This is a genomic window from Campylobacter concisus, assembly GCF_003048405.1.
GTDB lineage: Bacteria > Campylobacterota > Campylobacteria > Campylobacterales > Campylobacteraceae > Campylobacter_A > Campylobacter_A concisus_Q.
This window is the reverse complement of record NZ_PIQS01000001.1, coordinates 633,803-648,896: the sequence shown is the minus strand read 5'-3', so window position 1 is coordinate 648,896 and position 15,094 is coordinate 633,803. Positions and strand designations below refer to the sequence as shown.

General features: G+C 31.0%; 15 protein-coding genes and 1 tRNA gene. 1 reads left to right on the top strand and 15 read right to left on the bottom strand.

Annotated elements, in window-relative coordinates; all coding sequences use genetic code 11:
* Positions 1-394: 394 nt before the first annotated feature.
* Complete coding sequence (locus tag CVT18_RS03420) at positions 395-1,813, top strand: alanine/glycine:cation symporter family protein (RefSeq protein WP_103628990.1); 1,419 nt, start codon at positions 395-397, stop codon at positions 1,811-1,813.
* A gap of 74 nt (positions 1,814-1,887) precedes the next feature.
* Here CVT18_RS03420 and CVT18_RS03415 read toward each other — a convergent pair.
* The 15 genes from CVT18_RS03415 to CVT18_RS03345 all read right to left on the bottom strand — a co-directional run bounded on the left by CVT18_RS03415 (position 1,888) and on the right by CVT18_RS03345 (position 14,985).
* A tRNA-Val gene (locus tag CVT18_RS03415) sits at positions 1,888-1,963 on the bottom strand.
* 569 nt (positions 1,964-2,532) lie between these two features.
* On the bottom strand, positions 2,533-3,663 hold the full coding sequence (locus CVT18_RS03410; protein ID WP_103628991.1) for a glycosyltransferase family 4 protein: 1,131 nt from the start codon (positions 3,661-3,663) through the stop codon (positions 2,533-2,535).
* Positions 3,664-3,684: 21 nt separating this feature from the next.
* Complete coding sequence (locus tag CVT18_RS03405; RefSeq protein ID WP_103628992.1) at positions 3,685-4,665, bottom strand: glycosyltransferase family 2 protein; 981 nt, start codon at positions 4,663-4,665, stop codon at positions 3,685-3,687.
* A gap of 10 nt (positions 4,666-4,675) precedes the next feature.
* Entirely contained in the window at positions 4,676-5,425 is a 750-nt protein-coding gene (locus CVT18_RS03400; RefSeq protein WP_159071488.1) for a glycosyltransferase, read from the bottom strand.
* A gap of 12 nt (positions 5,426-5,437) precedes the next feature.
* Complete coding sequence (gene rfbB, locus CVT18_RS03395) at positions 5,438-6,463, bottom strand: dTDP-glucose 4,6-dehydratase (protein ID WP_103628994.1); 1,026 nt, start codon at positions 6,461-6,463, stop codon at positions 5,438-5,440.
* Positions 6,460-7,335, bottom strand: a complete 876-nt coding sequence (gene rfbA / locus CVT18_RS03390) for a glucose-1-phosphate thymidylyltransferase RfbA (RefSeq protein ID WP_103628995.1) — start codon at positions 7,333-7,335, stop codon at positions 6,460-6,462. Before rfbA ends, rfbB begins: the two co-directional genes overlap by 4 nt.
* Complete coding sequence (locus CVT18_RS03385; RefSeq protein WP_103628996.1) at positions 7,332-8,417, bottom strand: DegT/DnrJ/EryC1/StrS family aminotransferase; 1,086 nt, start codon at positions 8,415-8,417, stop codon at positions 7,332-7,334. The genes rfbA and CVT18_RS03385 overlap by 4 nt, the downstream gene beginning before the upstream one ends.
* Positions 8,418-8,777, bottom strand: a complete 360-nt coding sequence (locus CVT18_RS03380; protein ID WP_103628997.1) for a sugar 3,4-ketoisomerase — start codon at positions 8,775-8,777, stop codon at positions 8,418-8,420.
* Positions 8,778-9,728 (bottom strand): glycosyl transferase, encoded by a 951-nt coding sequence (locus CVT18_RS03375; RefSeq protein ID WP_103628998.1) that lies wholly within the window; start codon positions 9,726-9,728, stop codon positions 8,778-8,780.
* Positions 9,728-10,522, bottom strand: coding sequence for a TIGR04325 family methyltransferase (locus CVT18_RS03370; RefSeq protein WP_107824237.1), 795 nt, complete (start codon positions 10,520-10,522; stop codon positions 9,728-9,730). The genes CVT18_RS03375 and CVT18_RS03370 overlap by 1 nt, the downstream gene beginning before the upstream one ends.
* Positions 10,506-11,963 (bottom strand): hypothetical protein, encoded by a 1,458-nt coding sequence (locus CVT18_RS03365; protein ID WP_103629000.1) that lies wholly within the window; start codon positions 11,961-11,963, stop codon positions 10,506-10,508. Before CVT18_RS03365 ends, CVT18_RS03370 begins: the two co-directional genes overlap by 17 nt.
* Positions 11,936-12,652, bottom strand: a complete 717-nt coding sequence (locus tag CVT18_RS03360) for a cytidylyltransferase domain-containing protein (RefSeq protein WP_103629001.1) — start codon at positions 12,650-12,652, stop codon at positions 11,936-11,938. The genes CVT18_RS03365 and CVT18_RS03360 overlap by 28 nt, the downstream gene beginning before the upstream one ends.
* Positions 12,649-13,572, bottom strand: a complete 924-nt coding sequence (locus CVT18_RS03355) for an NAD-dependent epimerase/dehydratase family protein (RefSeq protein ID WP_159071487.1) — start codon at positions 13,570-13,572, stop codon at positions 12,649-12,651. The genes CVT18_RS03360 and CVT18_RS03355 overlap by 4 nt, the downstream gene beginning before the upstream one ends.
* Positions 13,565-14,215 carry a hypothetical protein gene (locus CVT18_RS03350; protein WP_107824236.1) on the bottom strand — a complete coding sequence of 217 codons (651 nt, stop codon included), beginning with the start codon at positions 14,213-14,215 and terminating at the stop codon, positions 13,565-13,567. Before CVT18_RS03350 ends, CVT18_RS03355 begins: the two co-directional genes overlap by 8 nt.
* Positions 14,212-14,985 (bottom strand): aldolase/citrate lyase family protein, encoded by a 774-nt coding sequence (locus tag CVT18_RS03345; RefSeq protein ID WP_103629004.1) that lies wholly within the window; start codon positions 14,983-14,985, stop codon positions 14,212-14,214. Before CVT18_RS03345 ends, CVT18_RS03350 begins: the two co-directional genes overlap by 4 nt.
* Between the last annotated feature and the right edge of the window lie 109 nt (positions 14,986-15,094).

Sequence of the window (15,094 nt, the reverse complement as noted above, 5' to 3'; positions counted from 1 at the left end):
CAGAGTAAGCGAGTTTACAGAAATTTTTAAACAACTTTAGGCAGCGATCGGCAAGAAAAATTTGACGCAAAGTTTGGCTACCAGCAAGTCAAACAGCGGACAAAATATGGCAAATCAGCAAATAACAATGAAGTAAAATTTAGCGTCAAAGCCTTTTAAACGCCTTTGATAAAATTTTTAGCAAAACCAATAGCCAAATACGTTTTACCAAGTTATATCCGCGCAATAAAGATTGCGAATTTCTCACAAAAGCCATCTAAAACGCGCTTACCATGAATAAGCCAAAACTAGCATGAAATTTTAAGCCAAGCTAAAAAATTTTTCTTATTTATTTTAATTTTATATTTTTTTAAATATACTCGCTCTCTAAACTACACCAATGAAAGTCAAGAAAATGCCTACAAATTTTGCTGAAATTTTAAATAATTGTGTTGAAAGTATAAATTCATTTCTTTGGGGTCCATACTTCCTTATCGCCCTACTTTGCGGCACTGGACTATTTTTTACTATTAGGCTTGGGTTTGTTCAAATTTTTAAGTTTAAAATGGGACTAAGAGAACTTTTTGGGAATTTTTCACTTCACGGCGAAGCTGCTGGTAAGGCTGGCATGAGCCAATTTCAAGCAGTTGCAACTGCGATCGCTGCACAAGTTGGCACTGGCAATCTAGTAGGTGCGACAACAGCACTTATCATGGGTGGTCCTGGAGCGATTTTTTGGATGTGGTGCGCTGCATTTTTAGGCATGGCTACAAATTTTGCTGAAATTTGCCTAGCTCAAATTTACCGCACGAAAGATGACAGCGGTCACACGATAGGCGGTCCGGCATTTTATATAAGTCGTGGATTAAAGGGTAAATGGGCGAAATTTCTAGCTGGCTTTTTCGCTATCGCTATCATTATCGCACTTGGCTTTATCGGCAATATGGTGCAAGCAAACTCGATCTCAGACGGCTTTAAAGGAGCCTTTGGTATACCTCAGTGGATAACTGGAGCTTTTTTAGCAATCGTCTGCGCAGTAATCTTTATAGGTGGCGTAAAGGCGATCGCAAGAGTGGCTGAAAAGATCGTGCCTCTGATGGCTTTACTTTATGTAGGTGTTGGACTAATCATTATCGCTTTAAATTTTCACGAAATTCCAGATGCAGTTTTGCTTATCTACAAAGCAGCATTTGATCCTTCAGCTGCGTGGGGTGGAGCTACTGGAGCTAGCATAGCAGCTGCGATGAGATACGGCATAGCAAGAGGGCTTTTTAGCAATGAAGCTGGCATGGGCTCAACTCCGCACGCACACGCTGCGGCTAATGTCAAACACCCGGTCGATCAAGCAGTACTTGGCATAATGAGCGTATTTGTAGATACTTTTATCGTTTTAAATATCACCGTTTTTGTAGTGCTTACCGCAAATGTCATCAGCTTTGAAAACGGCAAGGCAGTCTTTACAGGCATAACCTTGGTACAAGAGGCTTTCTCATCGCATATCTTTGGTAAGGTTGGCGGATATAGTTTCGTAGCTGTTTGCCTATTTTTCTTTGCATTTACAACGATTCTTGGATGGTACTATTTTGCTGAAATCAACGTAAGATACCTTCTTGGGGCAAAAGCAGTCAGAGCTTTTCAAATTTTAGTAGTCGTTTTTGTATTTTTGGGAAGCTTGCAAAAAGTTGATTTTGTCTGGAGTCTAGCAGATATGTTTAATGGCTTGATGGTAGTACCAAATTTAATTGCCATCATAATTTTAAGCCCTATCGTGGCAAAGCTTTTAAAAGATCACGATGCTGGAAAAGAGTATGATGTGAAAGATTATTTGAAATAAATCTTTACCGCATCTTTAGAAAATTGACTAACAATTAATTTTTAAATCTTTTATTTAGGATATTTTATTAGAAGTGGTGGCCCCGAATGGACTCGAACCATCGACCACTACCATGTCAAGGTAGTGCTCTACCAACTGAGCTACGGGACCAAAGATTTGGGATTATATTTTATTTTCTATTTTATTTAGCTTAATTCTTTAGTAATTAAATTTATTTATAAGCAGTAAATGTAATGGATAAATTTAGAATTAGCTAACGCTTGATTCGCAGTTATCGGTAAAGATGAAAACTACCCGGTCAATATCGGCAACTCGCATGTCGTCATAAAAACTCCTTGATAGCAATAAAGAGCCAAAATGTGCAAGCCATCACTATGATGTAGGATATAGCACTAGCTTTAGAAATTACCTTGAATACTAAAAGCCGATATATAAAAATTCATGAGAAGAAGATGCTAGAGCAAAAAATTAATGCTAAAAAATTTTTCAAAGATGAGTATAACTCTACAAAAGAGGAAGAGGAATTTTTTTAAAAAAGGCTAATAGGAACAATACAAAAACTGTTGGTGGACTAGTGGGTTAGAAGTCTAGTTTAAAAAACTAACCAGCTTGTCTTGGTTTTATTATTTAAATCATGATAAGCCCGCTAAAGATAAGTCTAAATTTTTAAATTAAAATCTTTAATACTATAAATTAAAAAAGTAAAAAATAGTAATGTGCTATTTTCCAATAATAATCTTTGCAAGTCTTCCATTTTTTTCATTTATATTAAATTTTACTTCAGCTATTTTTCTGCTTTCTATACCCATTTGGACTATCATTTCTGGATTTTGTATAAAATAAATCATCTTTTGTGCCAAAATTTTACTATCGAATGGTGGCACCAAGAATCCATTTACTCCATCTTCAACAGTTTCTCTACATCCTACGCTATTTGTGGTTATTACTACCCTTCCTATTGCCATGGCTTCCTGCGTACTTCTTGGCACACCTTCTCTGTAATACGAAGGCAAGACAAAAATGGAACTATTCACTATCCGTTCTTTTATATCATTTACGAAGCCAGGATATATAACTACGCCACTATCAAGATAAGGTTTTAGTTCTTCTTGTGTTAATCCAAATGGATTGTGCTCATCAAAACTACCAAATATATAAAATTTTACATCTTTATATTTTTCTTTTACGATTTTAGCTGCCTCTAAATACTCAAATATTCCCTTTTCTGCAAGAAGTCTTGCTATAAAAATAAAACTTATAGGATCAGTAGGTGCTTTAGTATATGAGAATTTATCAAGATCAACACCTATACCACCTAATATATTTATGGACTTTACTTTTATATTGTATCTATCAATCAAATCCTTTTTATCGTCATTATTTAAAAATATAAGCTCGTCAAGAGATGGTAGTGAAATTTTATATAAAAGAACTTGTATAGTTTTGATAATTTTCGCCTTTTTTGTTTGCCCATTTTTATGAACTGTAAAAGCTCCGCCAAGCCCTTCTATCATGCCTACTATTCGTGATACTCTTGCTATTTTTGCGGCTATAGTTGCAAAAATAACTGGTTTAACAAAAAAAGAAAAAACCGCATCTGGCCTATGCTGCCTAAATAGCTTAACCAAATCATATATAGCAATGATATCTTTAAATGGATTTAGCCCTTTTGTATTTAAAGTATGGTCAAGCGGTGTTGCACCCAATGAGATTATTTTTTTTCTACTTTCTTCATTGTAGTCACTAACTAAACAGTAGACATCATGCCCTTTTGATACAAGTAGTTTTATGAGCTCTTCTCTGAAATTTATCATCATAGACGAGACATTACCAATTATAAAAATTTTCATAGCAACTCCAATCATATGAGTCTAAAAATTTCTAAGCCTAATAAATACTTTTTTTGCAAAAACAAAAATTTGCGGAAACCCCATAAAAACAGTGCTATATAAAATTTTATAGATTATATTTCTATTGATTTGAAAAACATATTTTATATTATTTGCTTCTGGGCATATGGCATTTATTTGTTTATTGAAGTCACTTTCAGAATAATCCAAAGTAAATTTTAAAATAGTAGGAATATGAAATTTAAAATATTCATCAAAAAGATCTTTTTGTATCAAAAAATTCTTTACAGCTCTGCTAAAATCAGCAAAATCATCAAGAGCTTTTTTATTATTTGAAAAACTACTAGAAAGTGAATTAGGATTTGTTCTATAGTGATAAAATGGTTTTGCAATGTAAGTAATTTTTTTTGCTTCATAAAAAAGTTGTAAATTTACAAAACTATCTTCACAGTGCGAAAAATGTGGAAATTCAACATTTTCATAAAGCTCTCTTTTAACCAATTTATCACACATGGAAACAGAAATTTCATGAGATAAAATAGCTTTTACGAAGTTCAAATTAGACTTTGGATGATTTTTTGTATAAAAAAAACTTTTTACAATGCTTTTTTTATTAAATTCTTTAATATAGTCAAAACAAACCATGTCTGCATAACTTTTTCTAGCTTCACTCATCAAAGAACTTACCATATCTTTATCGACCCAGTCGTCACTATCTACAAACAAAATATATTTACCACTTGAAGCATCCAAACCGTATTTTCTAGTAAGACTTGATCCACTATTTTTTATATTGTTGATAATTTTTATATCATCTTTTCTATTTGGGTATCTTTCAATAATATCCTTCAAAATTTTCATAGAACTATCTGGAGTACAATCATTTACAAAAATATACTCTATATTGTTATAGTCTTGCTCTAAAAGCGTAGTTACACACTTTTTTATATATTTCTCCACATTATAAATAGGCACTATTATGGATATATCATAGTCTTTCATTTATATATCTTTATAATTTTCTAAAATTTTTAATAAGTCTTAAAATAAATAGAGTAGTTTGTACAAATTTATTTTCACCCATAGCTATTTGAACTCTATAAAATTCACAAAGAGTTCCTAACATATCAATGCTACTAACTCCATCATTTGAAAATTTACCGACAATACTTTTTATAACTTTTATCTTTGCTCCATAATTTGCAGCAGTTAGTACAAATAGCTGATCTGCTACTATTGGAAATTTTCTTGAATAGTAACCAAGTTTTTGATGAAGACTTGTGCGATATATTGAGCCTACAGCATGTCCAGAGATGTAGTGAGCTTGTGCCTTTAGCCATCTTGGTCCACCATTTGGCTCAATTTTGCCATTATTAGTATCAATACAAGCTGTTATTATGTCCACATCATCTCCTATGGCTTTCTTATAATCTTGAATGGCATTTGGATAAAGCTCATCATCAGCACCGATAACAAGATAGAATTCTCCATTACAAGCTTTTATACCTCTATTTAAAGCATCATAAATCCCAAAGTCATCGCTAGAAATCACTTTTATGTTTATCCCATTCGTATTTTTTAAAATTTCTAAAGTATTATCGCTAGACACTCCATCAGAAATGATCCACTCAAAATCTTTATCGACTTGCTCTTGTAGACTTTTTATTAATCTAGGTAAGAATTTTTTTGCATTATAAGTTGCTGTAATTACGCTAAGTCTTGTGGGTCTTTCTTCATAATTTTTATAATAAATTTCTTGCAACACTAATAGGCCTTAATATACACATTGATACTTTCTTAAATACCACTTGATAGTTTTCACTATTCCGCTATCAAAATTCTCATCCGCTCTCCATCTTAGATCATTTTCTATCTTGCTCGCATCAATAGCATATCTCCTATCATGTCCGGCTCTATCTTTCACAAATGTGACTAAATCCTTATATGAGAAATTTGAAATCGGTACCTCTTTGTCCAAAATAGTTGTAATGGCATTAACTATTTCTATATTAGTCTTTTCGTTTCTTCCTCCAATATTATATGTTTCACCACTTTTCCCGCCATGAAATACGGCGTCTATTCCCTTGCAGTGATCAAGTACATATAACCAATCCCTTACATTTTTACCATCGCCATAGACCGGTATTGGTTTTTTTACAAGGGCATTTTTTATAATTGTCGGTATAAATTTCTCGTCGTGTTGCTTTGGACCATAGTTATTTGAACAATTTGTAATTACCGTATTTAGTCCATATGTCTCATGATATGATCTAACTATCATATCAGATGAGGCCTTAGATGCTGAATACGGAGAATTCGGTGCATACGGTGTTCTTTCGGTAAATAGTTCATCTGGATCAAGGCCAAGGGTTCCATAAACCTCATCTGTGCTAATATGATGAAATCTCGAGTTTTTATACTCCTCCTTATAGCTAAACGGGCCTTTCATCCAATGTTTATAAGCCACATCTACCAAGGTAAAAGTTCCATTTATATTTGTCTGTATAAATACGTCTGGACTTTTTATTGAGTTGTCCACATGAGATTCAGCAGCAAAATGAATAACACTCTTCACATCATATTCTTTAAATATAAATTCTACCAATCCTCTATTACAAATATCTCCTTTGATAAATTTATAATTTTGATTTTTTTCGCACTCTTTTAAATTTTCTAAATTCCCCGCATATGTCAGAAGATCCAAAATTACCAATCGATAGTATGGATGCTTCTCTAAAAAATACGGCACGAAGTTTGACCCTATGAAGCCGGCACCGCCAGTTACTAAAATGGTGTTCATGTATTAGCTACCTTTAGAAGATATTTCCCATAGCTATTTTTAGATAACTCGTTTCCTAACGCTATTAGCTGTTCTTTTGAAATATACCCCTTTTTATAAGCTATCTCTTCTATACAAGCTATTTTCAGCCCTTGCCTTTTTTCTATTACCTCTATAAAATTACTAGCTTCCAGCAAACTTTCATGCGTTCCGGTATCAAGCCATGCATACCCCCTACCTAAAACCTCTACATATAGCTTTTCTTGCCTTAAATACTCTTGATTTATAGTAGTTATTTCCAACTCACCTCTATCTGACGGCTTAACATTTTTAGCTATTTGCACGACGTCATTTGGATAAAAATACAAACCTATTACAGCATAGTTACTCTTTGGGCTCTTTGGTTTTTCCTCAATGCTTATAGCCTTTTTATTTTTATCAAATTCAACAACGCCATAAGCCGATGCATCATCGACGTAATAACCAAACACAACTCCCTTTTTATCATTTTCTACTTTTTGTTTGCTATTTTCAAGTAGTTTTATTAGACCTTCGCCATATATGAGATTATCACCAAGTACCAAACAAACGTCATCATTTCCTATAAATTTTTCACCTATTATAAAAGCTTCTGCAAGTCCATTTGGATGATTTTGTATGGCATACTGGATATCTAATCCTAAACCGCTTCCATCTCCGAATATATCCTTAAATCTATCTATATCTTTTGGAGTAGAAATGATCAAAATTTCTTTGATATTAGCAAGCATAAGTACTGACAATGGATAATAGATCATTGGCTTATTGTAAATTGGCAACAACTGCTTAACTATACCCTTTGTAATTGGATAAAGCCTGGTCCCGCTTCCGCCGGCTAAAATTATTCCTTTCATTTATACCACCCATTCATAATATCGCAAATTTTTAATATATTTTCTTTCTTGTGAAAATAAGATATTGGCAAGCTTAGGGTTGTATTGTGTATCTCCTCGCTTATCGGATACCGTCCCTCTATTATGCCTTGCATAGATTTTTGTCTATGTGGAGGCAATGGATAATGTATTTCGGTTTTTATTTCATTTTCAAAAAGATAATTTTTCAGTTCATCTCTATTTTTATGTCTAACATTGAATATATGATAAACATCAAAATAATCCCTATCCACAACAGGTTTTACAAACCTATCATCCAAATTTTCTAAATAGATCTTAGCCAACTCTCTTTTATGATTTGTAATGTCATCTAAAATTTCAAGCTTGGCTGATAAAAACCCAGCTTGAATTTCATCCAATCTTGAGTTATAGCCTAGCTCATCATTATAGTATTTTATAGCAGAGCCGTAGTTTCTAAGAGATCGAAATATCTTTGCTAAATTCTCATCATTTGTAGTAATAGCTCCGGCATCACCCAATGCCCCTAAATTTTTTGTTGGATAAAAACTAAAACATCCTATGCCAAAGCCACCAACCATTTTGTCTTTGAATTTAGCTCCATGTGCCTGCGCTACATCTTCAATTATCTTTAAATCATATTGATTTGCAATAGAGCAAATTTTATCCATATCACAAGCTTTGCCATATAAATGCACAACTATAATCGCTCTTGTATTTTTAGTTATTTTTTCTTCAATTCTATTTGGATCTATATTGTATGTATTTATATCAGGCTCAACCAAAATAGGTTTAAATCCATTTCTAACAATTGCCAAAATAGTTGCTATATACGTATTAGACGGTACTATTATCTCACTATTTTTAGGAAAATTACATGCGTCTATCGCCAAGATTAGAGCGTCAAGGCCGCTTGCAACCCCTATGCAGTGTTTTACATTACAAAAAGAGGCAAAATTTTCTTCAAATTTTTTTACTTGATCTCCTAGAATAAACCAACCGCTATTCAGAAAATCGTTAAAACTCTCTTTATACTTATTAAATAACTTTTCATTCGCTAGTTTTAAATTTTCATACTCAATCATTCAATACTCCTCACTAATATAATCATCTTTATTATAAAACTCTGAGGCAAAAACTAATAGAGTAGAGCCTTTCGTAAATTTATCCATAGTATGCCAATCTTCTGGCTTGAGCAACAAGCACTTTGAAGGGCTATCTAGTAAAAATATTCCTTTTTTTTGCCCGTCATTGACATATACTTCACAACTTCCATCAAGACATATTAAAGCTTGAATAGTCTTTTTATGCCTATGGCCACCCCTTTTTTGAGTCACGCCATATATGCAATAAAATCTCTTTATCTCAAATGGAAGCAGCTTTTCCATGACTGTAAGCCCACCTCTTTCATCTTTAAATGTCGGCAAATCGATAATATAAGCCATTCATAGTCCTAAAATATAATTTTTATCGTAAACATTATAAGTATTTCTTATCCATCTTTTAATTTTTATAAGTGGCGTCTTCCAACTTTTTTTAAGTTTTGTCGTTCCATGAAAATCATATTTATACCCTAGCTCTTCTAACCGTATTTTTATATCTTCCAAGTGAGATATATATGGCTTATATAAATTTTTTAAATCGAATTTTCTTAGTTTATAATTTCCAAATTCTAACTTGTTATTTTCTAAAAATTTAAAACCATGAAAATGATAAAAAATTAGCTCAAATTCTTTTTTAGAAAGATCATATTGTTGAATATTCCAAGGTGCAACTCCGCCGCCTAAATTTTTTAAAGAGTAGACCCCATTAAATCTATTTAACCAATCATCTAAATATTTTTGATCGCCGAATTTGCCATCTTCAAATCTAGCATAACACCACTCATTACAAGCATTTCTCCACCAGTTTAGTACTTCTATTCCATTTTTATCATTTTTAAAAGTCATAAACTGTACACAATATATCCCGCTAGTTTTACTTTGATCATATTCTTTAGTATATCTATGCTCTGTTATTAAAACGGACTTTTCACCCAGCTCCTCAATAAGAACGGTTGGATTTGAGAAAAAATACAAATCTGCATCAAGATACGTACAACTACTAAGATTATATTTTTCTATGCAGTACTTAATAATCGAAGGTGTACAAGTCCAGCAATATTCGCCTGGTGTTCTACTTTTTTTTATATTTAAAAGTTCATCATCTTCAAATTCTTCAAGCTGAATTATTGTCGCTGCTTCTAATTTTAACTCTTTTAGAACTTTGTAGCTTCTATCATCAAAAGAAAAAATATATAGATGAAATTTATCGCTATTTTTTTTAAGAGACTCATACATAGCTAAGCCACGAGTTAGATAATTGCTATCAAAAAGAGTACAGTAATTATATGACATTAGAATCCTTTTAAAATATATCCTTTGAAATAGCAATCTTCACATTTTCCGTCTAGGGCATCATACTCTTCGATAACAACGTATCCTTGGTCTTTTAAGAAATGCAGTAACTCATTTTCTTCAAAGAACCAACATGGATAACTAGCATCATAAATTTGAGGCGGAACCATTTGTAGTCTGATTTGCCTCTTTTTTGCAAAAGGAGTTCTGTCTATCAAAATAAAATCAAAACTATTTTTTAATATACTCTTTATCAATTCATAAGGCTTTTCAATATACTGTAAAACACTTGATAAAACTAAAATATTTGGATTCTGTTCTTTCTTACAAGTTTCTATATCATAATAGAATTTTAGCCTACTATCTTGAAAATCTTTTTTACCAACGTCAACAAAATGCTTTTGCTCAACAATACCCCAAGAAACTTCATCAATTTCATCTAAGAATTTTTTATTTTGAAAATAAGTGCTTCCTAAACTTCCACCAAAGTCAAGTACCCTAAGCTCTCCTTTGGATTTTACACAAGCATACATTAGTCCAGCTAGTAGTGGCCAAGAATATTGGATCTTATCAAATATTACACTATCTCTCTCAAAAACAGCTTCTTTGTTTTTAACCTTTAAAAGAGAGGCTCTGACCTTTTGGAGTATTTCTTTGCTATCATAGCCAATGGATACCTTTTGGGCTTCTTCCCAAGTATTATAACTACCCTTCCAACCGTATTTATTTGGTTTTATTTTTCTAAAGATATCCATTAAAACTGGAGGTATTAAATTTTTAACTATTTGCTTCATCTCTTATTCCAAGAAATTGTTTTTGTAATTTATTAAATTTTTCAACAGCCAAATTTTGTTTTTTTATCTTAAGAAACAAATCATCTGATATCTCTTCAAAAAAAGCTACAAGTAATTGTAAATTTTCCACCGTTAAAAAACCAAGCTCAGAAAAATCTTTCATGAAATTTCTACGATTTGTTAAATTTACTATCAATCCCAACTTTCCAATCTCAAATCCTTGAACAAGTACATTTGAATATTCGCCTACAATTAAGTCGTTATTAAATAAATCATCTTGTAAAGAACTCTTTGATATTTTTAAATTTTTTAAGTTTAGGTATTTAACATATTCAGTAATTCTATTTATAGAATTTATCCCTTCATGCTCAGAATGTATCATTGTAGGATGTGGTCTAATAGTAAATTTCATAGAAGAGAATTTTTTTGCTAAATTTCCAAAAGCAGAAACTAAAAGATCAGTATCGCTTCTATTTATAAGCGATGTCCAATCTCCAGCATGATTTAATACTAATAAAACACTAGTGATACTTTCGGTCTCAACTTTTTTAAACAGTACTTTTCTTTGAAAGTTAAATATAGGTCTAGTTGCTCTACCAAATAGTCGAAACCATTTTTTATTTACAAAAGTATCTGGCACAAATACAACGTTATCATCAAACATATTCAAATAGCTCTCTGGATAATTTGATGGAAAAAAACCATCAGTAAATACGTAAATTCTTTCAAAATATTTAAATAGCCGCCTATTATATTCATGAATAGTTGTACAAATTGTCGTACTTTTTTTTATACCCAAGTAAGATAAATACATAATGTTAACGAATTTTTGAAAAGATTTTATAGACCGTAATTTTAAACGTCCTATATTGCCATAAAAGATATACTTCATATTTTTAAACTCAAATATATTAATTTCTAACTTATTAGTAAGGATCGAATTAATCTTCTCAATAATTTTTATAATAATATTTTTTTTAAAATTAATACATTTTCTTTTACCAAAATATTCCACCGGTATTGTCTGATATTGACTAGCAAAAACATTATAATCAATACCTAAACCATCATCGGATATAACCGAGTTTATATCGTATTTTTTATTTATTTGATCTATAACCTCTTTGTTTTTATATTTTACAATTTGATCCATATACAATCTAAAATCAAATAAATGCCTACCAATATGCTGCAAAGCCATATAGTCAATTGTCTCCATTATGGTATCATTTAAAAAATCACTAAATGTATAAAAAATAAATTTATAATCTCCAAGTATTTTAAAATATTCAATTTCATTTTCATACATTTTATGTGTTGTAAGAACCAATATATTATTACACTTTTTTAAATTTAATAATTCAAACACTTGCAATAAATTACTATCCGAATTTAGAACAAAAAGGATATCTATTATTTCTTTTGATTTTTTAATATCCAAGCCTCAGACTCCTTTAAATCTTCAATTGTATGTATGTCAAAACATTTTTCTACAAACATTGGCTTAATATTTTTACCTAAAAAAGTCCAAGGTTTTTGTCCATCTTTACTATAAAGTGAATTTTTCATGTTTAAAATCCAAAAGTTGTGACATAAAAAATAACATGGTTCTAGCTCCTGCCTATTTGTAGAAACCTCCATATCTGAAAAATCAAAAAAGGTATCTAAACTGCCATTTTCATTAAGCCTCTTCGCTCTATATGGATGATGGTCTTGGTCTTGATATACTGGAACTACAGATGTTATAGAAGGATCATTTATTATTTGTCTAATTCCTCTTTCAATCCACTCACTCTTTAATGTTACAGAATTGGCTAGAAGCACTATCAAAATATCTGGTCTCAAGTTATCATGTTTATTCATAAACTCAACTGCATGAAGTATGGCGTCTATATGTTTTGCTGTTGGAATTGCCAGCTCATTCGGCCTCTTTATTTTTTTATAACCTAAATTACAAGCAATATCTAATATCTTATCATCATCACTACTCACATAAAAATATCTTACTAATTCCGTATTTTTCGCAGCATTTGCAGGGTAACTAATAAGAGGATGACCCAACACCGGCAATATATTCTTATCCTTAAGAGTATTATTGCCTCTTCCAGTTAAAAGAGCAACTACATTCATACTAAAATCTCCTTTGCATATATATACATTTTTTCTAATCCTGATTTTAAATCCATTTTGGGTATCCAGCCTAATTTTTTTAATTTTGATATATCTGCAATTGAACCAAATTGATCACCTTCATGAGATCCTATATTTATAATCCTAAATTGATTTTTTGGTTTATCATTTAATTCTATTATTAAATTTATGATTTCTTTAACAGTAGTAGCCTTACCTGACCCTACGTTATAAATTTGTCCATCTGTTGTACCATTAAGTCCAAGAATCAAAGAATCTACTACATCATCAATATAAATAAAATCTCTATACCTATCAAAAGAACCTGTAACTTTTATCTCATTTGATATGATTGACTGTGCCATGAATATGCTTGCCATTCCTTGTTTTAAATTTGACATGTCTTGACCTGGCCCATATACGTTAAATAGTCTGAATATAGTATTTTTTATACCAAACTGATTAAACATTTTTATGTAATATTCCCCTGCTATTTTTGACACGCCATAATTAGATAACGGTATTTGCATGTCAGTTTCTTTTATTTTGCCATTTATATTGCCATATGTTGCCATAGATGAAGTAAAAATAATTTTTTTAGCACCACACTTTCTGGCGTAATTACAAATATTTAATGTGCCCTTAACATTTGTATCTACATCCAGTGTTGGATTTTCTTGCGATATTATACTTGCTGTTTGAGCCGCCAAATGGAAAATATAATCAATTTTTAAATTTTCTATTTTTTTAAAATTTTCACATTCCCTAATATCCAAAGAATATTTAACAAAGTTATTATGCATAGGTATAAATTTTTTATCTAAATCCACAATAGTAACATTATGATTTAGATGTTTTAGTCTTATGGCTAGTGCGGTTCCTATAAATCCAGCACCACCTGTTATTAGTATATTAGCCACAAATTTCCTTTCTAAAGTATACATTAATTAGTTCTTTAGCAAAAGCATAATCTTCTATATCTTTTATTTCTATAGATTCAAAAGAATCTAATTCAAATAAAAATGGTTCTTTTGTAAATAAATTTTTGTTCTTTAAAGCTATTTCTTTCTTGATTATATAACAACCATTTGTAACCATATAAACAGGCTCTATATCTCTTCTTGAAATAAAATTAGTGGAAAAGTTTAACATTCTATTTCTAAAAAACAAATACTCCTGCTGTTTATGTACAGAAATTACCGATTCCAGGCATCTACCCTGAAACGTATCTGCCATTAATCTATAACTTTTACTATTTAAAAAAGGTGAAGTACAATTCGTCCATATTATGTTTTCTTCTTTAACTTTAAAAATTGAATCTAGAACCATATCTATATAATTTAACCTTGGCTCCCTTTCAATAAAATTTACATTTGACCTTATTGCTATCTCTTCAATATTTTTACTCTCAGAGTTTATATAAATTTGAGATGACCTTATAAATTCTTTACATTGTGCTATTTTCCATTCTAAAAGTGTAGTATCCCCAAAAGGTGCTATATCACCTGATTCGTGATATCTATTCTTTTCTTGCGCTGGTATTATTACTGCAAAATTATTCATTGCAATCTCCTTTTTAGCTCTGTTAGCCTTGATAATTCTGATCCAATCTGCATATCACTAAATTCTTTTTTTGATAATATATATAACTCTTCAAATTTCAAAGCTTCTTTTATTGCATTTTCTTTTTCTAAGAATATTTTTGTTGGTAGTATAACTTTCCTAGTTTCAAGTTTATATATCAATTTTTTTAGTTTTTGATATTTTTGATCTAAAATTTCTATTGTTCTAGCAGAAACACTACCGCCAACCGTAAAAGTCATATCTGTGGCATCCATTTTAAGAGCAACTTTTTTTAAAAGTTCAAAAGTAAAGTCACTATCTGGCTTGATATTTTCATCAAAATATGATGCAGTTAAATCGCTCCTACCAATAGTTATGTTATTGAATTTGCCATTTGCGTACTCTAAAATTTCATCAAAATTTTCTATTGCGCTTTTTGTTTCTATATTTAATGTAGTATGAATTTCATGCCCACCATAAATATTTAAAATACTATCATAAAATTTTTTGGCACCAAATTTACTCTCCACCATTGGGGCTATCAATCCATCCACATCAATCTCGATGGCATCTTTTATATCCCTTATAGCTTCTACACCACCTATTTTTAAATATAGTTTAACCCCCACCTTAGAAGTTAGTCTTCTTAACCTCATCAAATCTCTAAACGAAGATCCTTCTGCTTCAAATTCTGCTTTTATGCCTTGTAAATCATACTGATCCCTAAGAAAACACAATTGCTCATATAATTTTTTTTCTATACTATACATACAATTTCCCTCTAAAGTATTTTTCTATATTTAATATATGGTTGCATAGACGATATATTATTTTAATACTATTTCAACTATAAGTTATTCCAAAAATAATCTTTAACTT

Excerpts from the sequence above, each read along its gene's own strand:
- CVT18_RS03420 (WP_103628990.1), top strand. The coding sequence starts at position 395 with ATGCCTACAAATTTTGCTGAAATTTTAAATAATTGTGTTGAAAGTATA.
- CVT18_RS03410 (WP_103628991.1), bottom strand. The coding sequence starts at position 3,663 with ATGAAAATTTTTATAATTGGTAATGTCTCGTCTATGATGATAAATTTC.
- CVT18_RS03405 (WP_103628992.1), bottom strand. The coding sequence starts at position 4,665 with ATGAAAGACTATGATATATCCATAATAGTGCCTATTTATAATGTGGAG.
- rfbB (WP_103628994.1), bottom strand. The coding sequence starts at position 6,463 with ATGAACACCATTTTAGTAACTGGCGGTGCCGGCTTCATAGGGTCAAAC.
- rfbA (WP_103628995.1), bottom strand. The coding sequence starts at position 7,335 with ATGAAAGGAATAATTTTAGCCGGCGGAAGCGGGACCAGGCTTTATCCA.
- CVT18_RS03385 (WP_103628996.1), bottom strand. The coding sequence starts at position 8,417 with ATGATTGAGTATGAAAATTTAAAACTAGCGAATGAAAAGTTATTTAAT.
- CVT18_RS03380 (WP_103628997.1), bottom strand. The coding sequence starts at position 8,777 with ATGGCTTATATTATCGATTTGCCGACATTTAAAGATGAAAGAGGTGGG.
- CVT18_RS03375 (WP_103628998.1), bottom strand. The coding sequence starts at position 9,728 with ATGTCATATAATTACTGTACTCTTTTTGATAGCAATTATCTAACTCGT.
- CVT18_RS03370 (WP_107824237.1), bottom strand. The coding sequence starts at position 10,522 with ATGAAGCAAATAGTTAAAAATTTAATACCTCCAGTTTTAATGGATATC.
- CVT18_RS03360 (WP_103629001.1), bottom strand. The coding sequence starts at position 12,652 with ATGAATGTAGTTGCTCTTTTAACTGGAAGAGGCAATAATACTCTTAAG.
- CVT18_RS03350 (WP_107824236.1), bottom strand. The coding sequence starts at position 14,215 with ATGAATAATTTTGCAGTAATAATACCAGCGCAAGAAAAGAATAGATAT.
- CVT18_RS03345 (WP_103629004.1), bottom strand. The coding sequence starts at position 14,985 with ATGTATAGTATAGAAAAAAAATTATATGAGCAATTGTGTTTTCTTAGG.